Below are 24,148 nucleotides of genomic sequence, written 5' to 3'. Positions count from 1 at the left end.
CTGTCCGTCAGATTCGCGTCTTCCATGCATATAACAAATCGAGCGCCTGGCGCGGTGTCAGGTCATCGGGTTTGATGCGTGCAAGCTCGTCGATCAGCGGGTGCGGCAGGCTGGCGAACAGGTCGCTCTGCATCGGCGCGGCGGGCTGGCCGGCCTCCTGGCGCGGCGCCTCGTGGGGCAGGCTGGTGGTTTCCAGGCGCGCCAGGTGCTCGCGGGCGCGCAGGATCACCGGGCCGGGCACGCCGGCCAGTTGCGCCACCGCCAGGCCGTAGCTCTGGCTCGCCGGGCCGGGCAGCACGTGGTGCAGGAAGACGATGCGCTCGTTGTGCTCGGTGGCGTTCAGGTGCACGTTGGCCACCACCGGTTCGCTTTCCGGCAGCACGGTCAGCTCGAAATAGTGGGTGGCGAACAGGGTGAAGGCGCGCAGGTGCGCCAGGTGCTCGGCGGCGGACCAGGCCAGCGACAGGCCGTCGAAGGTGCTGGTGCCGCGGCCCACTTCGTCCATCAGTACCAGGCTGCGGTCGGTGGCGTTGTGCAGGATGTTGGCGGTTTCGCTCATCTCCACCATGAAGGTGGAACGGCCGCCGGCGAGGTCGTCGGACGAGCCGATACGGGTGAAGATGCGGTCCACCAGCGACAACTCGCAGCGCGCCGCCGGGACGAAACTGCCGATGTGCGCCAGCAGCACGATCAGCGCCGTTTGCCGCATATAGGTAGATTTACCGCCCATGTTCGGGCCAGTAATCACCAGCATGCGGGTGTCTTCGTCGAGCTTCAGGTCGTTGGCCACGAAGGGCGTATCCAGCACCTGCTCCACCACCGGGTGGCGGCCCTGCTCGATGAGGATGCCCGACTCCTCGACGAAGCGCGGGCGGTTCAGGTCGAGGTTCAGCGCGCGCTCGGCCAGGTTCGCCAGCACGTCCAGCTCGGCCAGGGCGGCGGCGGTGTCCTGCAGCGGCGCCAACTGGGCGATCAGCAGCTCCACCAGCTCCTCGTAGAGCTGCTTCTCGCGGGCCAGGGCGCGGCTCTGGGCGGACAGCGCCTTGTCCTCGAAGGCCTTCAGCTCCGGGGTTATGAAGCGTTCGGCGCCCTTCAGCGTCTGGCGCCGCTGGTAATCGGCCGGCGCCTGCTCGGCCTGCATGCGCGGCAGCTCGATGTAGTAGCCATGGATGCGGTTGTAGCCGACCTTCAGACCCGACAGTCCGGTGCGTTCCTTCTCGCGGATCTCCAGGTCCATCAGGTACTGGCCGGCGTTCTCGCTGAGCGTCTGCAGTTCGTCCAGCTCGGCGTCGTAGCCGCGCTTGATGACGCCGCCGTCGCGGATCACCGCCGGCGGGTTGTCGATGATCGCGCGCGCCAGCAGGTCGGCCAGTTCCGGGTAGGTGCGGATGCTGGCGGCCAGTTCGCCCAGGTGCGGGGCTTCCAGCTCGGTCATGCCGCGTTGCAGCTCCGGCAGGGCGGCCAGGGCGTCGCGCAGGCGCGCCAGGTCGCGCGGGCGGGCGTTGCGCAGACCGATACGGGCGAGGATGCGCTCGACATCGCCGATTTCCTTCAGCTGTGGCTGAAGGTTCTCGAAACGGTAGCGCTCCAGCAGGCAGGCGATGGATTCCTGGCGGGCTTCCAGCACGGCGCGGTCGCGTAGCGGGCGGTTCAGCCAGCGTGTCAGCAGGCGGCTGCCCATGGCGGTCTGGCAGCGGTCCACCACCGATTGCAGGGTGTTGTCGCGGCCGCCGGAGAGGTTGGTGTCCAGCTCCAGGTTGCGGCGGCTGGCGCCGTCGAGGATGACGGTGTCGTCCAGGCGCTCGTGGCGCAGGCTGCGTAGGTGCGGCAGGGCGGTGCGCTGGGTTTCCTTGGCGTAGGCCAGCAGGCAGCCGGCGGCGCCGATGGCCAGGGTCAGGTCCTGGCAGCCGAAGCCCTTCAGGTCCTGGGTGGCGAACTGTTGGCAGAGGCTCTTGAACGCCGAGTCGCGGTCGAAGTCCCAGGGCGCGCGACGCCGCACGCCACGGCGCTTCTCCGCCGGCAGGCCGGCGGGCCAGTCATCGGGGATCAGCAGTTCCGCGGGGTTCAGGCGCTCCAGCTCGGCCAGCAGGGTTTCCCAGCCGCGGATTTCCTGGACGCTGAAGCGGCCGCTGGTGATGTCCAGCACCGCCAGGCCGAACAACCGCTCGTCGCCCAGCAGGGCGGCCAGCAGGTTGTCGCGGCGTTCGTCCAGCAGCGCCTCGTCGCTGACCGTGCCGGGGGTGAGGATGCGCACCACCTGGCGTTCCACCGGGCCCTTGCTGGTGGCCGGGTCGCCGATCTGCTCGCAGATCGCCACCGACTCGCCGAGCTTGACCAGCTTGGCCAGGTAGCCCTCCACGGCGTGGAAGGGAATGCCGGCCATGGGAATCGGCGTGCCGGCGGACTGGCCGCGGGTGGTGAGGGTGATGTCGAGCAGCTTGGCGGCCTTCTTCGCGTCCTCGTAGAACAGCTCGTAGAAGTCGCCCATGCGGTAGAACAGCAGTTGTTCCGGATGCTGTCTCTTCAGCTTCCAGTATTGCTGCATCATCGGGGTGTGGGCGGAAAGGTCGCTTTGGCTCATGACTTTGGGCGGTCCGTCTTCTATATGCAAAAGCGCCTAGTGTACGGTATCCGGCCTGGCGGCTTAAGCATCGGAGTACGCAATGAGCATCAGCGACGAGGGCATCACCGACCTGGCCGCGCGCCTGGGCGCGCAATTGCAGCGGCTTGGGGCGCGGGTCAGCACCGCCGAGTCCTGCACCGGCGGCGGCATCGCCGAGGCGATCACGCGGATCGCCGGCAGCTCGGCCTGGTTCGACGCCGGCTACGTCACCTATTCCAATGCGCAGAAGACCGCGCAGCTGGGCGTGCCTGACGAACTTTTCCCACAGGTTGGCGCAGTCAGCCGGGAAGTGGTCGAGGCCATGGCCCGCGGCGCACAGGCGCGCAGCGGCGCGCGTTTCACTGTGGCGGTCAGCGGCATCGCCGGTCCGGACGGTGGTTCGCCAGAGAAGCCTGTAGGAACCGTCTGGTTGTGCTGGGCCGATGGCGAACAATGCTACCCGCAGTGCTTCCATTTTCCCGGCGACCGCCTCGCGGTGCGCCGGCAGGCGGTGGCGACCGCTCTGGACGGGGTGTTGCGACTGGCCGTCGGGGAAAATCCCGTTCGGGGGTAGGCGAGCGCCTTGCCCTGTGAAATAATACTGTCTACTTATACAGTTGTTCGTGGCCCATCCCGGCCGCCTGACTTCGCGAGGACTTCAATGGACGACAACAAGAAGCGCGCCCTGGCCGCGGCCCTGGGACAGATCGAACGCCAATTCGGCAAGGGCGCGGTCATGCGCATGGGCGACCACGAGCGCCAGGCCATCCCGGCCATCTCCACCGGCTCCCTCGGCCTGGACATCGCCCTGGGCATCGGCGGCCTGCCGAAAGGCCGGATCGTCGAGATCTACGGCCCGGAATCCTCGGGCAAGACCACCCTGACCCTCTCGGTCATCGCCGAAGCCCAGCGCCAGGGCGCCACCTGTGCCTTCGTCGACGCCGAGCACGCGCTGGACCCGGACTACGCCGGCAAGCTGGGCGTCAACGTCGACGACCTGCTGGTCTCGCAGCCGGACACCGGCGAGCAGGCCCTGGAAATCACCGACATGCTGGTGCGCTCCAACGCGGTGGACGTGATCATCGTCGACTCCGTGGCGGCGCTGGTGCCCAAGGCCGAGATCGAAGGCGAGATGGGCGATGCCCACGTCGGCCTGCAGGCCCGCCTGATGTCCCAGGCGCTGCGCAAGATCACCGGCAACATCAAGAACGCCAACTGCCTGGTCATCTTCATCAACCAGATCCGCATGAAGATCGGCGTGATGTTCGGCAACCCGGAGACCACCACCGGCGGCAACGCCCTGAAGTTCTACGCCTCCGTGCGCCTGGACATCCGCCGTACCGGCGCGGTGAAGGAAGGCGACGAGGTGGTCGGCAGCGAAACCCGCGTCAAGGTGGTGAAGAACAAGGTCGCCCCGCCGTTCCGCCAGGCCGAGTTCCAGATCCTCTACGGCAAGGGCATCTACCGCACCGGCGAGATCATCGACCTGGGCGTGCAGCTGGGCCTGGTGGAGAAATCCGGCGCCTGGTACAGCTACCAGGGCAGCAAGATCGGCCAGGGCAAGGCCAACGCCGCCAAGTACCTGGAAGAGAACGGGGAAATCTGCGCGGTGCTGGACAAGGCCATCCGCGAGCAACTGCTGAACAACCAGCCGGCGCCGACCAAGGCCGAGCTGGCTGCAGCCGAAGCTGCCGAGGCCGCTGAAGCCGACCTCGACTACTGATCCCGCCGATGCCGACCGTGCTCGATACGCCCGTCGCCGTGCGGCGGGCCGCCATGGACCTCCTGGCGCGACGCGAGCACGGTCGCGCCGAGCTCGTCCGCAAGTTGCGCCAGCGCGGCGCGCCTGCGGAACTTATCGAGCCCGCCCTCGACCGCCTGGCCGAGGAAGGGCTGCTCAACGAATCCCGTTACCTGGAAGCCTTCATCGCCAGCAAGGCGCGCAGCGGCTATGGCCCCTTGCGCATCCGCGAGGAACTGAGCCAGCGCGGCCTGCCCCGTGGCGAGATCGAAAAGGCCCTGGGCGAGGCGGATGTCGATTGGCGAGCGCAATTGCAGGATGTGTGGCGACGCAAGTTCCCCCGCCTGCCCCAGGACGCCAGGGAGCGTGCCCAGCAGGGGCGTTTCCTCGCCTACCGGGGGTTTTCCATGGAAGCCATCAACCGCCTGTTCAGCGGGCGGGGCGGGGACGATTGAGTCCCGGGCCGGCACCAGTGACCGGCCTGTCGGCCGGATCGCGGACGGAGTCCGCTCCTACGCCATTCACATACCACGTTCCCCTGGCTGGTCCGCGATAGCTGGCGGTATCGGCGTGGTTCGTGGATAAGATCCGTTTGTACAGATGCGGGCACGGCTTATCGTAGGAGCGAGCTTGCTCGCGAATAAACCCTGCAGTGGAGTTTGTTCGCGAGCAAGCTCGCTCCTACAGAGAACACCCCGGCGTGGTTGGCAAGACAGTTGCCCCTACGCCATTCCATACACCGTTTTCCCGGAATCACGCGCCAGCGTTATTCGTCGATTCGGTGTCACGTCGGGCCAACGGCGTATAACCGCGAACGGTTATACGCCCTACGGTTGGACATGGGGGCCTTGTCCACCGCACCGAGGCGCTTTTCGTAGGATGGGTTGAGCTTGCGATACCCATCGGGCCATGGTGATGGGTATCGCTTCGTTCAACCCATCCCACGGGGGCCGGAGAGCGTAGGAGCGGACTCCGTCCGTGATAGCCGGACGTCCCGGCGCGGATCGCGGATAAGATCCGCGCCTACGCCACCCACCCGCGCCATCCCATGTAGGAGCGCGCCCTGCGCGCGAATCGCGGGCAGGGCCCGCTTACAGGTGCAGTGGCCTATGCCGGAACGGGGCAGGCTTCGGTCCAGTTCTGCTTGTCGTTGATGAAGTTCACCAGCTCGCGCAGGCGGCCGTGGTCGCGGCCGTTGAAGGCGAAGGCCAGGCGGGTGAGCTGGGTGAATTCCGGCTCGTCCTTTTCCAGTTCGCCGCAGGCCTGCTGGTGGAAGCCGTCGTGCAGGCAGAGGTTGCCGAACTCCTCGTGCAGGCGCTGCATGGCCTGGTCGCTGAGGCGGTGGTTGAGGCGGATGACGAAGTTGTCCTTGAGCCAGCGGCTGGAGTGGAAGTTGCTGTAGAAGTGGGCGATCTCCCCCACCGCGTCCTCCACCGAGCGGGCCAGTTTCATCAGGTGCATGTCGCTGGGCAGGATGTAGCGGTTGTCCAGCAGTTGCTCCTGCATGAACTGCAGCGCCTGCTCCCAGTAATGCCCGCCGGGCTGGTCGAGCAGCACCACCGGCACCAGCGGGCTCTTGCCGGTCTGGATCAGCGTCAGCACTTCCAGCGCCTCGTCCAGGGTGCCGAAGCCGCCGGGGCAGAGCACCAGGGCGTCGGCTTCCTTGACGAAGAACAGCTTGCGCAAGAAGAAGAAGTGGAACGACAGCAGGTTGTTGGTGCCGGCCACCGTGTGGTTGGCCTGCTGCTCGAAGGGCAGGGTGATGTTGAAGCCCAGGCTGTTCTCCAGCCCCGCGCCTTCGTGGGCGGCGGCCATGATACCGCCGCCGGCGCCGGTGACGACCATCAGGTCGTAGCGCGCCAGGGTGCGCCCCAGGTCCCGGGCCAGGGCGTACAGCGGGTGGTCCGGGGGCGTGCGCGCCGAGCCGAACACCGTGACCTTGCGCCGGCGCTTGAACTGCTCGAGGGTGGCGAAGGCGTGCTCCATCTCGCGCAACGTCTGCAGCATGATCTTGGCGTCCCAGCGGTTGCGGTCGGCCTGGGCCATGCGCGCCACGGTGAAGAGCATCTCGCGGTACAGCGGCAGGTTCGGGCTGTCGCCCGGCGCGGCGAGGGCGGCCAGCTCCTCGACCTTTTGCGTCAGGTCGGTGCCGCTGGTCTGGAAGTGCCGGGAAAGGTAGTCCTCGGGTTCATAGGGCATGGGGATACTCCTTGTTCTTCAACCCCTTGTCGTAGGCGTGCGCCAGTCTGACATGCCGCCGATGACAGTCGGCGATGACCCTGTTTCAGATTGCGATACGGTCCCCCTGTTCGGGAATGTTGGCTTTCCAGTCGAGGCGTTCGAGCAGTGCGGCCTGCAGGGCATCCATCTTTTCCCGCTCGCCATGTATCAGGTATAGCTCGGGTTTGTTCTCGAAGTGGCCAACCCACTGAATCAATTGCGATTGTCCGGCATGGGCGGAGAAGCCGCCGAGGGTGTGGACCTTCGCCCGCACGGCGATGCGCTGGCGTAGCACGCGCACGCTCTCGGCGCCGTCGACGATGGCGCGGCCCAGGGTGCCCTTGGCCTGGAAGCCGGGGAAGACGATGTGGCATTCCTCGCGCCAGAGGTTGTGCTTGAAGTGGTGAACGATGCGCCCGCCGGTGCACATGCCGCTGCCGGCGATGATGATGGCGCCGCTCTTGATGCGGTTGATCGCCATGGAGTCTTCCGGCGTCTGCGTGGTGCGCAGCAGCGGCAGCCATTCGGACAGCTTCACGGTGCCGGTGCCGCGGATGTATTCGCGGTCGCTGTCGGAGAACTCGCCGGAGTGGCGCAGGTAGATATCGTTGGCCCGCGCGGCCATGGGGCTGTCGAGAAAGACCATCTGCTGCGGCAGGCGGCCTTCCTGGTAGAAGCGCCCGAGGTAGAACAGCAGGTCCTGGGTGCGGCCGACGGCGAAGGCGGGGATCAGCACGTTGCCGCCGTCCTTCTGCGCCTGTTCGAGGATGTCCGCCAGTTCCAGCAGCGTCTCGTTGTTGTCGCGGTGGTCGCGGTCGCCGTAGGTGGATTCCAGCAGCACCACGTCGGCGCGGCTCAGTGGCGTCGGCGTGCGCATCAGCGGCGAGCAGGTGTTGCCCAGGTCGCCGGAGAACACCAGGCGGCGCGTCAGGCCCTGCTCGTGGATCTCGATCTCGACGATGGCCGAGCCGAGGATGTGCCCGGCGTTGTGGAAGGTCACGCGGATGCCGGGCGCCACTTCCACGGTGCTGCCGTAGCTGACGCTGCGGCGCAGCTTCAGGGCTTTCTCGGTGTCTTCCACGGTGTAGATCGGGGTGACCGGCGGCTTGTTCAGGCGGGCTCGCCACTTGCTCTCCCACTCGGCGTCCTTTTCCTGGATGTTGGCCGAATCCATCAGCATCAGTTCCAGCAGCTCGCAGCAGGACTCGGTGGCATAGATCGGCCCCTTGTAGCCTTCCTTCGCCAGGCGCGGCAGCAGCCCGCTGTGGTCGATGTGGGCATGGGAGATGACCACCGCGTTCAGGCTCTTCGGGTCGAAGGGGAAGGGCGTGCGGTTGCCGGCCTCGTTGTCGCGGGTGCTCTTGCCGTTGCTGCGGCCCTGGCGCATGCCGCACTCGAGCAGCACGCGCGCGCCGTCCCGGGTTTCCAGCAGGTAGCAGGAGCCGGTGACTTCCTGGGCTGCGCCGATGAAGGTGAGTAGGGCCATGGGGCCTCCTTAGCAGGATTCGGTATTTCAGACTCGCGTAGCTGGAACGAAATGGCGTTGATACAGGTCAGCGCCCCTCCCATCCGGCGACCTAGACTTCCCCCATAGCCCCAGGGAGAACGTCGAGCATGTCGCAGATACTGCCCAGTCCGGACGAACTGGCCGCGCACGCGGCGGAGCAGCCGGCATTCGCCGAATGGCTGAGCGGATACGGTCCGCTTGAGCATAGCGCGCTGACCCAGGCTGCGGTCTTCCGCGTGGCTCATCAATTGGTCCAGGCCGGCCTGCAGCCGGACCTGGCGAGCGTCTACCGGATGTTCCGCGCGCTGGACCGGCTGACCTGCGCCGGGCTCTGGCTGGTGGTGCACATGACCTACGCGCGCCGTGTGCACCTGGATGGTACGCCGCTGCAGGCCGAGGACTTCAAGGCCAGCCCCGAGGGCCACACCGGCGGCGCCCTGAACATGGTGCCGGCCTACGCCGGCTACCTGGCGCTCAATGCCCTGACCGGCACCACCCGCGGCTGGCTGATGGGGCAGGGGCACTGCGTGGCGGCCATCGAGGCGCTCAACGTGCTGACCGCCAACCTGCACCCCGAGCAGGCGCGGCGCTACAGCATCGACGCCGCCGGCCTGGAGCGCCTGGTGCAGGATTTCTACAGCTACGCCCAGGCGCCGGACGGCAGCGTTGCCGCGCCCCTGGGCAGCCACGTCAACCCGCATACCGCCGGCGGCATCGCCGAAGGCGGCTACCTGGGCTTCGCCGAACTGCAGTACGCGCACCTGCCGCTGCCCGGCGAGACCCTGGTGGCCTTCCTCTCCGACGGCGCCGCCGAGGAGCAGCGCGGCAGCGACTGGATGCCCCGCTGGTGGCGCGCCGAGGACTGCGGCGTGGCCCTGCCGGTGATGATCGCCAATGGCCGGCGCATCGAGCAGCGCACCCAACTGGGCACCCGCGAGGGTCTGGAGGGCTTCAAGCACCACCTGAGCGGCTGTGGCTTCGACCCGCTGAGTTTCGACGGCCGCGACCCGGCCGCCTTCGTCTGCGCCCTGTGGGAGATGGAGCAGCGCCTGGCGCATCGCGTGCACGAGAAGAACAGCGGCATCCTGCAGTACCCGCTGCCGATTCCCTACGGCATCGCCGAGACGGTCAAGGGCTTCGGCTTCTACGGCGCCGGCAGCAACGCCGCGCACAATCTGCCTCTGCCGGGCAACCCCCACGACGACGCGAACGCCCGTGAGCTGTTCAACCAGCATGCGGCGCGGCTGTGGGTGCCGGAAGCGGAGCTGGACGCCGCCTGCGCGCTGTTCACCGCGAGCCGCCAGGGGCGCCTGCTGGAGCGTGACAACCCGCTGGCGGTGCGGCGGCCCATCGAGCCCAGCCTGCCGGAGCTGCACTACCGCAACGACCAGTGTTCGCCGATGCTGGCGCTGGACCGCTTCTTCAGCGAGCTGTGCGCGGCGAACCCGGACCTGCGGGCCCGCGTCGGCAACCCCGACGAGCTGGCCAGCAACCGCCTGGGCGGCGTGCTCAAGGCGCTGAAGCACCGCGTCTGCCAGCCGGAGAACGTGCTGGAGGCCATCGACGGGCGGGTCATCACCGCGCTCAACGAGGAGGCCGTGGTCTCCGCCTGCCTGGCCAACCAGGGCGGGCTCAACCTGGTGGCCAGCTACGAGGCGTTCTGCGTGAAGATGCTCGGCGCGGTGCGCCAGACGCTGATCTTCGCCCGCCTGCAGAAGGAGGCCGGGCGCCCGGCCGGCTGGCTCGGCTGGCCGCTGGTGGCCACCTCGCACACCTGGGAGAACGGCAAGAACCAGCAATCGCACCAGGACACCACCTTCTGCGAAAGCCTGCTGGGCGAGATGAGCGACATGGTGCGGGTGCTGTTCCCCGCCGACCACAACAGCCTGCTGGCGCTGCTGCCGCAGATCTACCGCAGCCGTGGGCAGCTCGCCTGCGTAGTAGCGCCCAAGCGCGAGCGGCCGAACCTGTTCGACCGGGCCCAGGCGGAACAACTGGCGCGCGATGGCGCCATCGTGGTGGAAGAACATCCCGGCAGCGATCCGCTGCTGCTGATCGCCAACGGCAGCTACCAGCTCGGCGAGATGCGCCGCGCCGTGGAGCGCCTGGCCGAGGCCGGCTACCCGTACCGCCTGGTCTACCTGCAGGAGCCCGGGCGCTTCCGCGCGCCGAGGGACAACTGGGAACTGGCGGCGGTGGCCGACGAGACGCTGATCGAGCAACTGTTCCCGGACGCCTACGGGCGCCGCGTGCTGCTCACCCACATGCGCCCGGAAGTGGCGCGCGGGCATCTCTGGCCGATCCTGCCGGATGCGCTGCGCAGCTCGGTGCTGGGCTACCGCAACCGCGGCGGGACCCTCGACGAGCCCGGCATGCTGTTCGCCAACCGGGCCTGCTGGGGCGATGTGCTGGCAGCCTGCGCGCGCCTGCTGGAAGTACCGCGCAGCGCGCTGCTGACCGCCGAGGAGGTCGCGGCGCTGGCCGGCAAGGGGGACCCGCGGGTCCTGCGCTGAAACGCTGAGGCGCCTCAGCGCTTCAGCGGCTTGACCAGGGAATCCAGGCCCTCGACCTTCAGCTCCAGCACTATCTGCATCAGGCGGCCCAGCTCGCCCTTGGGAAAGCTGTCATTGCGCTGGAACCACAGCAGGTACTCTTCCGGCAGGTCCACCAGCATGCGCCCCTGGTACTTGCCGAAAGGCATCGGCGTGCGGGCGATCTTCAGCAGGTTGAGCTTTTCCGACTCCAGCATGGCGCCGGCTTCACTTCTGCAGCTTGATGCGGCAGCTGCCGGCATCGAAGCGCTCGACGGCCACCGGGGCGTTGCTGTGGTACTCGGTGAAGTCGTAGGTGAGCACCGCGCCCTGGGCCAGCAACTGGCGGTAGCCGGTGTTGCTGCACACGCTGTCGCCCAGTTGGCTGCGCACGCTCTCGGGGTTGGCGCGCATCTTCGCGGCGTGGCTGGCGCGCACGCTGAGGTGGTTGATCAACTGGTTGCCCTCGACGGTATAGCCCTGGTCGAGGATGTCCTCGTTGATCGCGCGCGGAGTGCCTTCGCTGCTTTCCTTGGCGACTTTCTCCAGTGTCTTGGCCAGTTCGAAGTCCTTGAGCGACGCGGCGTGGGCCGCGGGCAGGACGAGGCAGAGGGCGAGGGCGGTTAGGCGCAGCATGGGCTTCTCCTGAAACGGGTGCGTATTCGACCGCGCGACGCCGGCACGGTTCGCCGGCGCCGCAAATCCCCCATTGTCCCTGAAAACCGCCCGGCTGCCGAGCGGCCTTGGCGCGCAGGGGCTCTGTTACAATCGCCGCCCGCCGAGACTGCCCACCCGAGCCACCGATGTCGCCCGTCCATCCCGCCACCAAGAACCATGCCGTCGCCCGCCTGCGCGCCGAGCGCCTGGCCCGTTGCGTGAAGCCCTTCGTGGCCCGCGGCTCGCGTTCGCCGCGCTGCGCCGGCTGCCGCCTGCGCCCGGACTACTGCATGTGCGCCTGGCAGCCGCAGGTGCAGGCCAACGCCGGCATGTGCCTGGTGATGTTCGACACCGAGCCGCTGAAGCCGAGCAACACCGGCTGGCTGATCGCCGAGACGGTGCCGGACACCTGGGCCTTCGGCTGGTCGCGGATCGAGGTCGACCCGGCCCTGCTGGCGCTGCTGGACGATCCGCAGTGGCAGCCCTACGTGGTGTTTCCGGGGGAGTTCGTCGCCGCCGAGCGGGTGGTGGAGAAGGTCGCGCCGCAGCCCGGCAAGCGCCCGCTGTTCATCCTGCTGGACGCCACCTGGAACGAGGCGCGCAAGATGTTCCGCAAGAGCCCCTACCTGGACCGCTTCCCGGTGCTGAGCATCACCCCGGACGCGTTGTCGCGCTACCGCCTGCGCCGCTCCAAGTTCGACGAGCACCTGTGCACCGCGGAAGTGGCGGCGCTGTGCCTGGGCCTGTCTGGCGACCAGCGCGCGGGGGATGCGCTGGATGCCTACCTGGACGTGTTCAGCGAGCGCTACCTGGGCGCCAAGCACCAGCGCGGTCTGGACGAGCAGAGCCCGGCGCACCAGGCCCTGCGGCCCTACACCGCGCTCTAGGGTTCAGGCCGCCGCGGCCTTCTTCTGCGGCCACAGCTGGGCCACCAGCATGCCGGCGAGCATCAGCGCGCAGCCGAAGTAACCGCGCGCGTGCAGGCTCTCGTCGAGGAAGATCGCCCCGGCGATGGCGGCGAATACCGCTTCCAGCGAGAGGATGATCGCAGCGTGGGAGGCGATGGCGTGCTTCTGCGCGATCACCTGCAGGGTGAAGCCGGTGCCGACGCCGAGCAGGCCGCCGTAGAGCAGCGCCGGGCCGGCCTGGACGATGGCGTCCCAGTGGATTTCCTCGAACACCAGCGCCAGCGCCATGCTCACCACCGAGCAGGTGACGAACTGCAGGAAGGCCAGGCGGATGGCGTCGTAGCGGCTGGCGAACAGGCCCACCAGCAACACGTGGCAGCCCCACACCAGCGCGCCGGTCAGTTGCAGCCAGTCGCCGGAGGCCACCTTGAAGCCCGGGCCGATGCTCAGCATGGCCATGCCCACCACCGCCAGCGCCGCGCCGAGCCAGGTGCCCGTGCCGGTGCGGTGGCCCAGCAGCAGGCCCAGCAGCGGCACGATGATCACGTACAGGCCGGTGATGAAGCCGGAGTTGGTCACGCTGGTGAACAGCAGGCCGACCTGCTGCAGGTTGATGCCCAGGGTCAGCGCGGTGCCGATGGCCAGGCCCGCCAGCAGCAGGCCGCGGTTGAACGGCTGGGCCCCGCGCCTGGCCGACCAGGCCAGCAGCGGCAGCAGCATCAGCGCGCCGAGGGCGAAGCGCAGGCCGGTATAGAGGAAGGGTCCGATGGCATCCATCCCCAGGCGCTGCGCGACGAAGGACACGCCCCAGATCATGGCGGTGACCAGCATCAGGATATCGGCGCGCAGGGCATGGCTCTTCATGGTGTTCTCGGCAGGCAAAAAAAGAGCGCAACTCTGCCGCAAGCCGGGGACTTTGAAAAGCTGTCCATTCCGTCAGCGGGTGCGCCGGGAGTCGCCCGCATCTGCATTCTCGGCAGGCATCGGCCGATGCATTTGCGTACAATGCGCCAATCAGGTCACGACCTTTCCCATGCTGGCCCCGCCGTTATCCGCGGCCGGGATCGAGCCTGGCCATCAAGGAACTTACATGGCTTCCTATGAAATCCTGATCGCTGACGATCATCCGCTGTTCCGCAGTGCCCTGCACCAGGCCCTCACCTTGGGCCTGGGCCCCGAAGCGAAACTGGTGGAGGCGGCGAGCATCGCCGAGCTGGAAGCCAGGCTCAACGAGAAGGCCGACTGGGACCTGGTCCTGCTGGACCTGAACATGCCCGGCGCCTACGGCTTTTCCGGCCTGGTGCTGCTGCGCGGGCAGTACCCGCAGATCCCGGTGGTGATGATCTCGGCCCAGGAGGACGCCGCCGTGGTGCAGCGCTCCCGCGAGTTCGGCGCCAGCGGCTTCATCCCCAAGTCCAGCGAGATGGCCACCCTGCAGCAGGCGGTGCGCGCGGTGCTCGACGGCGACGTCTGGTGGCCGCCGCAGGCCGACGCGGTGACCGAGCTGAGCGAGGAAGTGCGCGCCGCCAGCGCCGGCCTGGCGAGCCTGACGCCGCAGCAGTTCCGCGTGCTGACCATGGTCTGCGAGGGCCTGCTGAACAAGCAGATCGCCTTCGAACTGAGCGTTTCCGAGGCCACCGTCAAAGCCCACGTCACGGCGATCTTCCGCAAGCTCAACGTGCGCACCCGCACCCAGGCGGCGCTGTTGCTGCAACAGATGGAAACGGTTCCGGGCGCCTGATCGGCCGCCCGTGACCTCGGTTTCACACTTTCCTACGGCACCTGGTTTAGAGTGCCGCGTCTTTTTTCGCAGAGAGCCCTTCGTGACTTCTTCCCCCTTCAAGGGCCAGACCGGCCTGAAGCGCATCCTCAACGCCGCCGGCTATTCCATGGCCGGTTTCGTCGCCGCCTTCCGTGGCGAGGCGGCCTTCCGCCAACTGGTGCTGATCAACGTCATCCTCGTCCCGCTGGCGTTCTTCTGCGACGTCAGCCGCGGCGAGCGCGCGCTGATGATCGCCGTGTGCCTGCTGGCGCTGATCGTCGAGCTGCTCAACTCGGCGGTGGAAGCGGTGGTCGACCGCGTCTCCCTGGAGCGCCACCCGCTGTCGAAGAACGCCAAGGACATGGGCAGCGCCGCGCAGTTCGTCGCGCTGAGCATCATCACCGTGACCTGGGCGGTGATCCTGCTGGGCTGAGCCCATGGGAGCAGGCGCGTAGGGCGTATGACCGTTCGCGGTCATACGCCGCTACACCGACCTCGTGCCCGGCTCCTTGGTCGAGCCCGGAGTGCCCTGAAACAGGCACTTCGTGGCCAAACCCGGAGCGCGCCTGAAGCCAAGGCCAAACGGCGGATAACGTCGAACGTTATCCGCCCTACGCTCTACAAAGTGCGGAGAAATGCCGTCGTAGGATGGGTTGAGCGAAGCGATACCCATCACCACGGCAGCATGGGTTTCGCAGGCTCAACCCATCCTACGAAGAGCGTCCCGGCGTGGTCGACAAGACCGCCTCAGGGAATCATCGGCAGCACGATCTCGTCGCTGCGGCTGATGCCCGCCGTCTCGCTGCGGCACAGGTCGAGGAATTCGCGCATGGTCGCGGTCTGGTACTTCTGCCGGTGCCAGATGAAGTAGAACTGCCGGCGCAGGTCCAGCTGCGGGGTGTCCACCGGCACCAGGCTGCCGCGGCGGAAGGCGTCGCGCAGGGCCAGGCGCGAGATGCAGCCGATGCCCAGGCCCGACTCCACGGCGCGCTTGATCGCCTCGGTGTGCTCCAGCTCCAGGCGGATGTTCAGCGGCTCGATGTGATGGCGCATGGCCTGGTCGAAGGTCAGGCGGGTGCCCGAACCCTGCTCGCGGAGAATCCAGGCCTCGCTGCTGAGCCGATGCAGGTCCACGGGCCCGGCGTTGGCCAGCGGGTGCTGCGGCGCGCAGAACACCACCAGCTCGTCCTCCATCCACGGCTGCACCTCGATGTCCGGGTGCTGGCAGTCGCCCTCGATCAGGCCCAGGTCCAGCTCGTAGTGGGCGATGCGCTGCACCACGTGGGCGGTGTTGTGCACGTGCAGGCGCACCCGGCAGTCCGGCTGGCGCTGCATGAAGGTGCCGATCAGCAGGGTGGCCAGGTAGTTGCCGATGGTCAGGGTGGCGCCCAGGTCCAGGGAGCCGAAGGCGCTCTTGCCGTTGAGCAGCGTCTCGATCTCGCTGCCGCGGTCCAGCAGCGCCACCGCCTGGGGCAGCAACTGGCGGCCCAGGGCGTTCAAGGTCAGGCGCTTGCCGGCGCGGTCGAACAGCTTGCAGTCGAACTGCCGCTCCAGCTCGCCCAGGGCCGTGCTGGTGGCCGACTGCGACATCGACAGCGCCTCGGCGGCGCGCGACACGCTTTCCTGCTGGGCCACGGCGACGAAGACTTCCATCTGGCGCAGGGTGAATTTCATCGGTTCGGGTGGCTCCGTGGCGGGCGAGGGGCGCGACATTCGGTCGCCCCAGGCGGGGCGGCAGGGGGCGTAAGCTGGCGCGCGCTGGCCGCCAGGCGTCCCTTATCTGCGTTTTGGATTAGCAATATCCAGATAATTTATTTTGCGGATATTCTCGCCCCCTATAAAATGTCGCGCAATCGCGCTACGTCCGGGATCTGCTGGGGTGCGCCACGAATCTCTAGGAGTCCTTGATGAGCAACCTGTACACCGAGCGCGTTCTCAGCGTGCACCACTGGAACGACACCCTCTTCAGCTTCAAGACCACCCGTAATCCGGGCCTGCGCTTCAAGACCGGCCAGTTCGTGATGATCGGCCTGGAGGTCAACGGCCGCCCGCTGATGCGCGCCTACTCCATCGCCAGCCCGAACTACGAGGAGCACCTGGAGTTCTTCAGCATCAAGGTCCCGGACGGCCCGCTGACCTCGCGCCTGCAGCACCTGAAGGAAGGCGACGAGCTGATGGTCAGCCGCAAGCCCACCGGCACCCTGGTGCTGGACGACCTCAAGCCCGGCAAACACCTGTACCTGCTGAGCACCGGTACCGGCATGGCGCCGTTCCTGAGCGTCATCCAGGACCCGGAAGTCTACGAGAAGTTCGACAAGGTCATCCTGGTCCACGGCGTGCGCTGGGTCAGCGAGCTGGCCTACGCCGACTTCATCACCAAGGTCCTGCCGGAGCACGAGTACTTTGGCGACATGGTGAAAGAGAAGCTGATCTACTACCCCCTGGTCACCCGTGAAGAGTTCCGCAACATGGGCCGCCAGACCGACCTGATGCGCAGCGGCAAGCTGTTCGCCGACATCGGCCTGCCGCCGATGAACCCGCAGGACGACCGCGCCATGATCTGCGGCAGCCCGAGCATGCTGGACGAGACCAGCGAAGTGCTGAACGGCTTCGGCCTGCAGATCTCCCCGCGCATGGGCGAGCCGGGCGACTACCTGATCGAGCGCGCCTTCGTCGAGAAATAAGCGCAGCCCGCTGAAAGAGCCCGCCACCCGGCGGGCTTTTTCGTTCATGGCGGACATGGGGAAATGCCGTGCGTAGGAGCGGGCCCTGCCCGCGAATCGCGCGCAGGGCGCGCTCCTACAAGGTGAGGTGGCGAAACGCTGGCGTAGGATGGGTTGAGCGAAGCGATACCCATCACCACGGTCCGATGGGTATCGCAAGCTCAACCCATCCTACGAAAAGCGCCTCGGCGCGCCGTACAAATTTATCCGCGATTAGAGGGGGCGGGTTGCACATCCAGTACCCGGATCACCCCCGCCTCGGGGTAATGCCAATGCACGTCCAGGTCCCACAGCCGCGCGCCGTAGCGGCGTTCCGGGGTGGGTTGCTGGTAGGCCGGGCGCGGGTCCTGGGCCAGGCACTGTTCGACCAGCTCGACCACCGGCTCGCCCAGGCGCAGGGCCTGCTCCCGGGCCTGGGCCAGGGCGGTGTCGCTCCACTGCACCGGGATCGGCGCCGGCGGCGCCTCGGCGATGGCGTTGCGCGCGTCGGCCACGGCGTCGGCATAGGGCACGTAGGGCTTGATGTCGAGCACCGGGGTGCCGTCCAGCAGGTCGATGCCGGACAACCACAGGCGCCCGGGCTCGACCTTCTCCAGGCGCACCACCGACTGGCCGATGCCGTTGGGCCGGTGCGTGGCGCGGGTGGCGAATACGCCCAGGGAGCGGTTGCCGCCCAGGCGCGGCGGGCGCACCTTGAGCCGCGGCTTGTCTTCCAGGGCCTGGTGGAAGAGGAACAGCAGCCAGACGTGGCTGACCTGCTCCAGGCCCTCCACCGCCTCGCCGCCGTCGAACGGCGGCAGCAGCTCCAGCACGCCGCGCGCCGCCGGGGCCAGCTGCGGCTGGCGCGGGATGGCGAACTTCTCCTTGAAGCAGGAACGGATATGGCCGATGGGGAAGACGGAGTAGGACATGGCGGCACGCGCATGGAGCAGGGGCCGCCATGTTACCCGATCGGCACTGCAAACCCCGCCGCTTGCGTCATCGCCGGCGCCTGCGCAGCAACAGCCAGCCGTAGAAGGTGTCCAGGTCTGGTTTCGCTCCTCACCCCAGTCCTCTCCCGGAGGGAGAGGGAGCCGTTCGTGCCACCGGGGCCTCCGGCGTGGCCGATGAATCCAATCGCGGACAAAGTCACGTTCCAGGAAGCACGGCTTTTCGTAGGATGGTGTTGAGCGAAGCGATACCCATCAGCGCCACCGCATGGGTTTCGCAAGCTCAACCCATCCTACGAAGGGCACCTCGGCGCAAGACAAGTGCGTGGGCAGCCAGATCCAGGGCATGGCCGCCCGCGGCTCAGCGCCTGTCGCGCCGGACCAGGCCCTTGAGGAAATTGCGCAGCAACTGGTCGCCACAGGGACGGTAGTTACTGTGGCCGGGGGCGCGGAACAGCGCGTTGAGTTCCCCCTTGGTCATCACCAGCCCGGCGTCGTCGAGGATCGCCAGCAGGTCGTGGTCGCGCAGTTCGAAGGCCACCCGCAACTTCTTCAACACCAGATTGTTGGTCAGCGGCAGTTCCAGCGGCGGCAGCGGCCGGCTGTCGTCGCGGCCGCGGCGGTGGATGATCAGGCCGTCGAGAAAGCGCGCCAGCACTTCGTCCGGGCACTCCCGGTAACCGGGTTCGTCCTCGCGGGCCAGCAGCGCGGCGACTTCGGCCTCGTCCAGCGCCAATCCGGCCAGGCCGGCGATGGCGGCGACCTCGCGGTCGGCGATGTCGAGGCTGTAGCGCAGGCTGCGCAGGATGTCGTTGTTGAGCATCGGTAGTGTCCCGGTTGAAAGAAAAAGCCCCGCAAGGCGGGGCTTTCGGCGACTCAGGCCAGCTCGGCCCAGAGATCGTACTCGTCGGCGTCGGTGATGCGCACGCGCACCTTGTCGCCCGGCTTCACGTCGAAGGTATCGATGTAGACGGCGCCGTCGATCTCCGGGGCGTCGGCCCAGGAACGGCCCACCGCGCCTTCGGCGTCCACTTCGTCGATCAGCACTTCGATTTCCTTGCCCACCTTCAGTTGCAGGCGCGCGGCGGAAATCGCCTGCTGGTGCTCCATGAAGCGCTCCCAGCGCTCCTGCTTGACGTCATCGGGCACCGACTCCAGGCCCAGGTCGTTGGCCGGGGCGCCTTCCACCGGGGAGTACTGGAAGCAGCCGACGCGGTCGAGCTGGGCTTCGGTCAGCCAGTCGAGCAGGTACTGGAAGTCTTCCTCGGTCTCGCCGGGGAAGCCGACGATGAAGGTCGAGCGGATGGTCAGCTCGGGGCAGAGCTCGCGCCACTTCTTGATGCGCGCCAGGGTCTTGTCCTCGAAGGCCGGGCGCTTCATGGACTTGAGCACTTTCGGGCTGGCGTGCTGGAAGGGGATGTCCAGGTAGGGCAGCAGCTTGCCCTGGGCCATCAGCGGGATGACGTCGTCGACGTTGGGGTAGGGGTAGACGTAGTGCAGGCGCACCCACACGCCCATGCTCGACAGCGCTTCGCACAGCTCCAGCATGCGCGTCTTCACCGGCTGGCCGTCCCAGAAGTCCAGCTTGTACTTCAGGTCCACGCCGTAGGCGCTGGTGTCCTGGGAGATCACCAGCAGTTCCTTGACGCCGGCCTTGACCAGGCGCTGGGCCTCGCTGAGCACGTCGCCCACCGGGCGGCTGACCAGCTTGCCGCGCATCGACGGGATGATGCAGAAGCTGCAGCTGTGGTTGCAGCCCTCGGAAATCTTCAGGTAGGCGTAGTGGCGCGGGGTGAGCTTGATGCCCTGCGGTGGCACCAGGTCGATCAGCGGGTTGTGCTCGGCCTTGGGCGGCACCACCTCGTGCACGGCGCTGACCACCTGTTCGTACTGCTGCGGACCGGTGACGGCCAGCACACTGGGGTGCACGTCGCGGATGCTGTCCTCGGCCACGCCCATGCAGCCGGTGACGATGACCTTGCCGTTCTCGGCGATGGCTTCGCCGATGGCGTCCAGGGATTCGGCCTTGGCGCTGTCGATGAAGCCGCAGGTGTTCACCACAACGACGTCGGCGTCCTCGTAGGTGGGCACGATCTCGTAGCCCTCCATGCGCAGCTGGGTGAGGATGCGTTCGGAGTCGACCGTTGCCTTGGGGCAACCGAGGCTGACGAAACCGACTTTGGGCGTTGCGGTGGACATGGGCGGCTAACCTCTAAGGGCGCGCTGGCGGCGCCTCTGATCAAAAAGTGCGCAATTCTAGCGGCAGCCCGCGCGCTTGACCAGCCTCCGTGAGACAAGCTGCCGCAGCGGCCGGCGAAAGCGCCGGCAGACACAGGGTAAGGGCGGCAAACACCTTCTATAGTCACTCAGATCAGGTTTTCGTGGCTCTTGCATCGCGGGGCCCGTCGGCGCAGGATGCGCCGAATTTTTCCTAGAGGAATTTTGTTACATGTCCAACGCCAGCGCTGGAACCGCGGAGCAGCAGGAAAACCATTCAAGCTCCGCCCTGGGCATGATGGTGGCCGCAGTGGGCGTCTGCTACGGCGACATCGGCACCAGCCCGCTGTACACGCTCAAGGAAGTCTTCGTCGGCGGCTACGGCGTGCAGGTGGGGCACGACGCCATCCTCGGCATCCTCTCGCTGATCTTCTGGTCGCTGGTCTGGGTGGTCTCGATCAAGTACGTGATCTTCGTCCTGCGCGCCGACAACCAGGGCGAGGGCGGGGTGATGGCGCTGACCGCGCTGGCGCGCCGCGCCGCCCACGACTATCCGCGGCTGAGCTCGGTGCTGGTGGTGCTGGGCCTGTTCGGCGCCTCGCTGTTCTATGGCGACAGCATGATCACCCCGGCGATCTCGGTGCTCTCGGCGATCGAGGGCCTGGAGATCGCCTTCGACGGCCTGGAGCACTGGGTGGTGCCGCTGGCGCTGGTCGTGCTGGTCGGCCTGTTCCTCATCCAGCGCCATGGCACGGCGCGCATAGGCATCCTGTTCGGCCCGGTGATGGTGATCTGGTTCGTGGTGCTGGGCGCGCTCGGCCTGTACGGCATCTACCAGCACCCGGTGGTGCTGAACGCGATGAACCCGTACTGGGCGGCGAACTTCTTCATCGTCCACCCGGGCATCGGCGTGGCCATCCTCGGCGCCACCGTGCTGGCGCTGACCGGCGCCGAGGCGCTGTACGCGGACATGGGCCACTTCGGCCGCAAGCCGATTTCCCGCGCCTGGTTCGCCCTGGTGCTGCCGGGCCTGGTGCTGAACTACTTCGGCCAGGGCGCGATGATCCTCTACAACCCGGAAGCCGCGCGCAACCCCTTCTACCTGCTGGCGCCGTCCTGGGCGCTGCTGCCGATGGTGGCGCTGTCCACCGTGGCCACGGTGATCGCCTCCCAGGCGGTGATTTCCGGGGCCTTCTCGCTGACCCGCCAGGCCATCCAGCTGGGCTTCGTGCCGCGCATGTTCGTGCAGCACACCTCCAGCCAGGAGCAGGGGCAGATCTACATCGCCGGGGTGAACTGGGCGCTGATGGTCGGCGTGGTGCTGCTGGTGCTGGGCTTCGAGTCCTCCGCGGCGCTGGCCTCGGCCTACGGCGTGGCGGTGACCGGGACCATGCTGGTGACCACCCTGCTGATGGGCGTGGTGCTCTGGCTGCACTGGAAGTGGCCGCTGTGGCTGGCCATTCCGTTCTTCTGCATGATGCTGCTGGTGGACGTGCTGTTCTTCTCGGCCAACCTGCCGAAGGTGGTGCAGGGCGGCGCCTTCCCGGTGGTGGCCGGTATTGCCCTGTTCATCCTGATGACCACCTGGAAGCGCGGCCGCCAGTTGCTGGTGGAGCGCCTGGACGAAGGCTCGCTGCCGCTGCCGCTGTTCATCGCCAGCATCCGCTCGCAGCCGCCGCACCGGGTGCAGGGCACCGCCGTGTTCCTCACCGCGCGCTCCGACGCCGTGCCCCACGCGCTGTTGCACAACCTGCTGCACAACCAGGTGCTGCACGAGCAGGTGGTGCTGCTCACGGTGGTCAACGAAGACAGCCCGCGGGTCGCCACCGACCGCCGCTTCGAGGTGGACGCCTATGGCGAGGGCTTCTTCCGCGTGCTGCTGCACTTCGGCTTCATGGAGGACCCGGACATCCCGGCGGCGCTGAAGTACTGCCACCTCAACGAGCTGGACTTCAGCCCCATGCGCACCACCTACTTCCTCAGCCGCGAGACGGTCATCCCGTCCCGGCGCATCGGCATGGCGCGCTGGCGCGAGGGGCTGTTCGCCTTCCTGCTGAAGAACGCCAACGGCAACCTGCGCTACTTCAACCTGCCGTTGAACCGGGTGATCGAGCTGGGGACGCAGGTGGAGATCTGACCGGCTTTATCGGGAAGACAAAGCGCGCCTTCGGGCGCGCTTTTTCGTTCTGGGGCCTCGCCAATCGACCGTGCATGGGATCGGCCGATCGCGGACGGAGTCCGCTGCTGCCGCATGAGCGAGCATGGCTTTTCGTAGGATGGTGTTGAGCGAAGCGATACCCATCAGCGCAACCGCATGGGTTTCGCAGGCTCAACCCATCCTACGGGACTCCGTCCGCGATTCGCGCGCAGGTGCGGGATGGCGCGGTTACTCCGGCCGCGCCTCGCCGGCGCCGGGCAGCATGCGCACCAGGGTGTTGTCGCGGCTGATGAAGTGATGGAACAGCGCGGCGATGGCGTGCAGGCCGATCAGGAAGTAGCCGATGTTGCCGACGGTCTCGTGCACGGCCTTGACCTGCTTGGCCAGGTCCGGGTTCTCCGCCACCAGCGGCGGCAGTTGCAGGCCCCAGAAGGGGATCGGCTTGCCGGCGGCGCTGAGGATGGTCCAGCCGGCCAGCGGCAGGCCGATCATCATCGCGTAGAGCGCCACGTGCACGGTCTTGGCCAGCAGCATCTGCCAGGCCGGCGGGGCGGGCACGATCGGCGGGGTGGGGTAGATGAAACGGCCGATCAGGCGCAGCCAGACCAGGCAGAACACGCTCAGGCCGAGCATGAAGTGCCACTGGCTGAGCAGGGCGCGGGTGTCGCTGCCCTTGGGGTAGTTGCCCTTGAGTTCGATGCAGGTGTAGACGCCGGCGATCAGCACCAGCATCAGCCAGTGCAGGGCGATGGACAGGCTGCCGTAGCGGCGCGGGTAGGGGGGCTGGCTCATGGAAACTCCTTCTCTTCAGGCTGTCCCGCTCGTGGCGGCGGGTCGGGGCAGCTTGCGTCCGCAGCCTGAAGCCAGGCTGAAGACGCAGCCAATGCCTGAAGTGTAAGCCAGCCTTCGGCTCAGGACTCGTTCGGCGGCACCTGGCGCGCGCGAATGGCGTTGACCAGGCGCTTGGCCAGGGCCGGGTAGTTCTCGTCGAAGTGATGGCCGCCGGGCAGTTCGAGGTTCTCGCCGATGGCCTGGGGCTGGGTGCAGCCGCTCTCGTCCTTCTCGTCGATGCCGTACACGCAGAGCACCTTGGGCCCGGGCATGCGCGCCAGTTCCGGGCCGGTGGCGGCTTCCTGGCCGGCCTTGCCCAGCCAGCCCTGCACTTCGATCTCGAAGCTGCCGCTGCGCGCCAGGGCCAGCAGCAGCACGGCGCTGACCTGCTGCTTGTCGGCCTCGGGCAGGCGATTGTAGATGGCCGGCAGCACGTCGGCGCCGAAGGAATAGCCGGCCAGCACGAAGTGGGTGGCGCCCCATTTCTCGCGGTAGTGCTGCATCAGCAGGGCGAGGTCGGCGGCGCTCTGCTCGGGGCTCTTGTGCTCCCAGAAGTAGCGCAGCGCGTCGATGCCCACCACCGGGTAGCCCAGCTCGGCCATCTGCCCGGCGACGTCGCGGTCCAGGTCGCGCCAGCCGCCGTCGCCGGAATAGAACAGGGTGACGGTGGGCGACGGCTTGGCGGCCGGCACCTCGACCACCGGGAAGTCGTCGCCGCTGCCCTGGATCAGGCGCTTGAGCTGGTCGTCGAGGACCACCGGCAGGCTGTCGTAGTAGTTGGCGATGACGGTCTCGGCGTTCTGCTGGCTGCGGGCGAAGCGCGCGGTCCCGTCGTCCGGGTTGTCGTTCCAGGCCGCGGTCCAGTGGCCGTGGGGGGCGCTCTGCGGCAGCTTGGGCGCGGCGCAGTCGGGCTTGTCGAGGGCGAAGCCGACCGACAGGGCCTTGGCCTTGTCGCTGTTCTGCCCGGCCAGCCAGCGCCAGGCCCAGGCGCCGCCCTGGTGCACGCCGGCGACCAGGGTGGGCTGGGCGTCGAGCAGGTTCAGTGCGGCCTGCACGCGGTGCTGCTGGGCCACGCAATCGTTGTCCGGGAAGAGGAACTGCACCACCCGGGCGCCGTTGTCGTGGGCCAGGGCCAGCAGCTGGGCGTCGTCCAGCTTGTTGTCCTGGGGCACCGCCAGCAGCACGGTGGCAGTTGGGTGGCGGGCGGGAATGGCCAGGCTCACCGGGCTACCGTCGGGCAGCTTGCCGTGCTCCAGGCGCGCCTGGGACAGCGGGTGGAACCACAGCGCCACGGCTGCGGCAGCAGCGACGACTATCAGCAGCAGGACGATGGCCAACAGGCGCCAGCGACGTTTCGACATA

General features: G+C 67.6%; 21 protein-coding genes. 9 read left to right on the top strand and 12 right to left on the bottom strand.

Annotated elements, in window-relative coordinates; genetic code table 11:
- Positions 1–7: 7 nt before the first annotated feature.
- Positions 8–2,581 carry a DNA mismatch repair protein MutS gene (mutS, locus tag FG99_RS16520; protein ID WP_177330910.1) on the bottom strand — a complete coding sequence of 858 codons (2,574 nt, stop codon included), beginning with the start codon at positions 2,579–2,581 and terminating at the stop codon, positions 8–10.
- An 82-nt stretch (positions 2,582–2,663) separates the two neighbouring features.
- On the opposite strand from mutS, the gene FG99_RS16515 reads away from it, so the two are divergent.
- The 3 genes from FG99_RS16515 to recX all read left to right on the top strand — a co-directional run bounded on the left by FG99_RS16515 (position 2,664) and on the right by recX (position 4,798).
- On the top strand, positions 2,664–3,176 hold the full coding sequence (locus FG99_RS16515; protein WP_043271153.1) for a CinA family protein: 513 nt from the start codon (positions 2,664–2,666) through the stop codon (positions 3,174–3,176).
- A gap of 87 nt (positions 3,177–3,263) precedes the next feature.
- Positions 3,264–4,325 carry a recombinase RecA gene (gene recA, locus FG99_RS16510; RefSeq protein ID WP_043271151.1) on the top strand — a complete coding sequence of 354 codons (1,062 nt, stop codon included), beginning with the start codon at positions 3,264–3,266 and terminating at the stop codon, positions 4,323–4,325.
- Positions 4,326–4,333: 8 nt separating this feature from the next.
- On the top strand, positions 4,334–4,798 hold the full coding sequence (gene recX / locus FG99_RS16505; RefSeq protein ID WP_043271149.1) for a recombination regulator RecX: 465 nt from the start codon (positions 4,334–4,336) through the stop codon (positions 4,796–4,798).
- A gap of 652 nt (positions 4,799–5,450) precedes the next feature.
- Here the strand turns inward: recX and FG99_RS16500 are convergent.
- Positions 5,451–6,542, bottom strand: a complete 1,092-nt coding sequence (locus tag FG99_RS16500) for an LOG family protein (RefSeq protein WP_009616844.1) — start codon at positions 6,540–6,542, stop codon at positions 5,451–5,453.
- Positions 6,543–6,627: 85 nt separating this feature from the next.
- Positions 6,628–8,049, bottom strand: coding sequence for an MBL fold metallo-hydrolase RNA specificity domain-containing protein (locus FG99_RS16495; protein ID WP_043271148.1), 1,422 nt, complete (start codon positions 8,047–8,049; stop codon positions 6,628–6,630).
- A gap of 128 nt (positions 8,050–8,177) precedes the next feature.
- Between FG99_RS16495 and FG99_RS16490 the strand changes: the two genes are divergently transcribed.
- Entirely contained in the window at positions 8,178–10,583 is a 2,406-nt protein-coding gene (locus tag FG99_RS16490; protein ID WP_043271146.1) for a phosphoketolase family protein, read from the top strand.
- 14 nt (positions 10,584–10,597) lie between these two features.
- On the opposite strand, the gene FG99_RS16485 is transcribed toward FG99_RS16490, so the two are convergent.
- A complete protein-coding gene (locus tag FG99_RS16485; protein WP_009616847.1) occupies positions 10,598–10,819 on the bottom strand; it encodes a DUF3820 family protein in 222 nt (73 codons plus the stop codon).
- 10 nt (positions 10,820–10,829) lie between these two features.
- Entirely contained in the window at positions 10,830–11,237 is a 408-nt protein-coding gene (locus tag FG99_RS16480) for a quorum-sensing-regulated virulence factor family protein (RefSeq protein WP_043271144.1), read from the bottom strand.
- A 167-nt stretch (positions 11,238–11,404) separates the two neighbouring features.
- Between FG99_RS16480 and FG99_RS16475 the strand changes: the two genes are divergently transcribed.
- Entirely contained in the window at positions 11,405–12,145 is a 741-nt protein-coding gene (locus FG99_RS16475) for a tRNA-uridine aminocarboxypropyltransferase (protein WP_043271142.1), read from the top strand.
- A 3-nt stretch (positions 12,146–12,148) separates the two neighbouring features.
- Here FG99_RS16475 and FG99_RS16470 read toward each other — a convergent pair whose 3' ends face one another.
- Positions 12,149–13,030: a DMT family transporter gene (locus tag FG99_RS16470; protein WP_009616850.1), complete on the bottom strand. Its 882-nt coding sequence runs from the start codon at positions 13,028–13,030 to the stop codon at positions 12,149–12,151.
- A gap of 226 nt (positions 13,031–13,256) precedes the next feature.
- Between FG99_RS16470 and erdR the strand changes: the two genes are divergently transcribed.
- Together erdR and FG99_RS16460 are read left to right on the top strand one after the other, a co-directional pair.
- Positions 13,257–13,907 (top strand): response regulator transcription factor ErdR, encoded by a 651-nt coding sequence (gene erdR, locus FG99_RS16465; RefSeq protein WP_009616852.1) that lies wholly within the window; start codon positions 13,257–13,259, stop codon positions 13,905–13,907.
- Positions 13,908–13,989: 82 nt separating this feature from the next.
- Positions 13,990–14,361, top strand: coding sequence for a diacylglycerol kinase (locus tag FG99_RS16460; protein ID WP_009616854.1), 372 nt, complete (start codon positions 13,990–13,992; stop codon positions 14,359–14,361).
- A 314-nt stretch (positions 14,362–14,675) separates the two neighbouring features.
- Here the strand turns inward: FG99_RS16460 and FG99_RS16455 are convergent, their stop codons facing one another.
- A complete protein-coding gene (locus tag FG99_RS16455) occupies positions 14,676–15,602 on the bottom strand; it encodes a LysR family transcriptional regulator (RefSeq protein WP_043271140.1) in 927 nt (308 codons plus the stop codon).
- 233 nt (positions 15,603–15,835) lie between these two features.
- Between FG99_RS16455 and fpr the strand changes: the two genes are divergently transcribed.
- On the top strand, positions 15,836–16,612 hold the full coding sequence (gene fpr, locus FG99_RS16450; RefSeq protein WP_009616858.1) for a ferredoxin-NADP reductase: 777 nt from the start codon (positions 15,836–15,838) through the stop codon (positions 16,610–16,612).
- Between the two features lie 242 nt (positions 16,613–16,854).
- On the opposite strand, the gene tsaA is transcribed toward fpr, so the two are convergent.
- The 3 genes from tsaA to rimO all read right to left on the bottom strand — a co-directional run bounded on the left by tsaA (position 16,855) and on the right by rimO (position 19,779).
- On the bottom strand, positions 16,855–17,562 hold the full coding sequence (gene tsaA / locus FG99_RS16445; protein ID WP_043271138.1) for a tRNA (N6-threonylcarbamoyladenosine(37)-N6)-methyltransferase TrmO: 708 nt from the start codon (positions 17,560–17,562) through the stop codon (positions 16,855–16,857).
- Between the two features lie 379 nt (positions 17,563–17,941).
- A complete protein-coding gene (locus FG99_RS16440; protein ID WP_043271136.1) occupies positions 17,942–18,403 on the bottom strand; it encodes a YehS family protein in 462 nt (153 codons plus the stop codon).
- Between the two features lie 53 nt (positions 18,404–18,456).
- The gene (gene rimO, locus FG99_RS16435; RefSeq protein ID WP_043271134.1) at positions 18,457–19,779 is read right to left on the bottom strand and encodes a 30S ribosomal protein S12 methylthiotransferase RimO; all 1,323 of its coding nucleotides are present in this window, start codon (positions 19,777–19,779) and stop codon (positions 18,457–18,459) included.
- A 250-nt stretch (positions 19,780–20,029) separates the two neighbouring features.
- Between rimO and FG99_RS16430 the strand changes: the two genes are divergently transcribed.
- Complete coding sequence (locus FG99_RS16430) at positions 20,030–21,934, top strand: potassium transporter Kup (RefSeq protein ID WP_043271132.1); 1,905 nt, start codon at positions 20,030–20,032, stop codon at positions 21,932–21,934.
- 249 nt (positions 21,935–22,183) lie between these two features.
- On the opposite strand, the gene FG99_RS16425 is transcribed toward FG99_RS16430, so the two are convergent.
- Both FG99_RS16425 and FG99_RS16420 read right to left on the bottom strand, forming a co-directional pair.
- Positions 22,184–22,747, bottom strand: coding sequence for a cytochrome b (locus FG99_RS16425; protein ID WP_043271130.1), 564 nt, complete (start codon positions 22,745–22,747; stop codon positions 22,184–22,186).
- A 119-nt stretch (positions 22,748–22,866) separates the two neighbouring features.
- Positions 22,867–24,147 carry a virulence factor family protein gene (locus tag FG99_RS16420; RefSeq protein WP_043271128.1) on the bottom strand — a complete coding sequence of 427 codons (1,281 nt, stop codon included), beginning with the start codon at positions 24,145–24,147 and terminating at the stop codon, positions 22,867–22,869.
- Position 24,148 lies beyond the last annotated feature (1 nt).

Origin of the sequence: Pseudomonas sp. AAC (assembly GCF_000725445.1) — a bacterium.
In the GTDB taxonomy this organism is placed as follows: Bacteria; Pseudomonadota; Gammaproteobacteria; order Pseudomonadales; family Pseudomonadaceae; genus Pseudomonas; species Pseudomonas citronellolis.
The sequence above is the reverse complement of the archived record's forward strand: the minus strand, read 5'-3'. Positions and strand labels throughout refer to the sequence as shown.

Bases quoted from the DNA above. Each gene is read 5' to 3' on its own strand.
- FG99_RS16515 (WP_043271153.1), top strand. From the start codon at position 2,664: ATGAGCATCAGCGACGAGGGCATCACCGACCTGGCCGCGCGCCTGGGC.
- tsaA (WP_043271138.1), bottom strand. From the start codon at position 17,562: ATGTCCTACTCCGTCTTCCCCATCGGCCATATCCGTTCCTGCTTCAAG.
- FG99_RS16480 (WP_043271144.1), bottom strand. From the start codon at position 11,237: ATGCTGCGCCTAACCGCCCTCGCCCTCTGCCTCGTCCTGCCCGCGGCC.
- FG99_RS16455 (WP_043271140.1), bottom strand. From the start codon at position 15,602: ATGAAATTCACCCTGCGCCAGATGGAAGTCTTCGTCGCCGTGGCCCAG.
- fpr (WP_009616858.1), top strand. From the start codon at position 15,836: ATGAGCAACCTGTACACCGAGCGCGTTCTCAGCGTGCACCACTGGAAC.
- FG99_RS16440 (WP_043271136.1), bottom strand. From the start codon at position 18,403: ATGCTCAACAACGACATCCTGCGCAGCCTGCGCTACAGCCTCGACATC.
- FG99_RS16470 (WP_009616850.1), bottom strand. From the start codon at position 13,030: ATGAAGAGCCATGCCCTGCGCGCCGATATCCTGATGCTGGTCACCGCC.
- FG99_RS16485 (WP_009616847.1), bottom strand. From the start codon at position 10,819: ATGCTGGAGTCGGAAAAGCTCAACCTGCTGAAGATCGCCCGCACGCCG.
- recA (WP_043271151.1), top strand. From the start codon at position 3,264: ATGGACGACAACAAGAAGCGCGCCCTGGCCGCGGCCCTGGGACAGATC.
- FG99_RS16475 (WP_043271142.1), top strand. From the start codon at position 11,405: ATGTCGCCCGTCCATCCCGCCACCAAGAACCATGCCGTCGCCCGCCTG.
- FG99_RS16500 (WP_009616844.1), bottom strand. From the start codon at position 6,542: ATGCCCTATGAACCCGAGGACTACCTTTCCCGGCACTTCCAGACCAGC.
- mutS (WP_177330910.1), bottom strand. From the start codon at position 2,581: ATGAGCCAAAGCGACCTTTCCGCCCACACCCCGATGATGCAGCAATAC.
- FG99_RS16495 (WP_043271148.1), bottom strand. From the start codon at position 8,049: ATGGCCCTACTCACCTTCATCGGCGCAGCCCAGGAAGTCACCGGCTCC.
- FG99_RS16490 (WP_043271146.1), top strand. From the start codon at position 8,178: ATGTCGCAGATACTGCCCAGTCCGGACGAACTGGCCGCGCACGCGGCG.
- erdR (WP_009616852.1), top strand. From the start codon at position 13,257: ATGGCTTCCTATGAAATCCTGATCGCTGACGATCATCCGCTGTTCCGC.
- FG99_RS16425 (WP_043271130.1), bottom strand. From the start codon at position 22,747: ATGAGCCAGCCCCCCTACCCGCGCCGCTACGGCAGCCTGTCCATCGCC.
- FG99_RS16430 (WP_043271132.1), top strand. From the start codon at position 20,030: ATGTCCAACGCCAGCGCTGGAACCGCGGAGCAGCAGGAAAACCATTCA.
- FG99_RS16420 (WP_043271128.1), bottom strand. From the start codon at position 24,147: ATGTCGAAACGTCGCTGGCGCCTGTTGGCCATCGTCCTGCTGCTGATA.
- rimO (WP_043271134.1), bottom strand. From the start codon at position 19,779: ATGTCCACCGCAACGCCCAAAGTCGGTTTCGTCAGCCTCGGTTGCCCC.
- recX (WP_043271149.1), top strand. From the start codon at position 4,334: ATGCCGACCGTGCTCGATACGCCCGTCGCCGTGCGGCGGGCCGCCATG.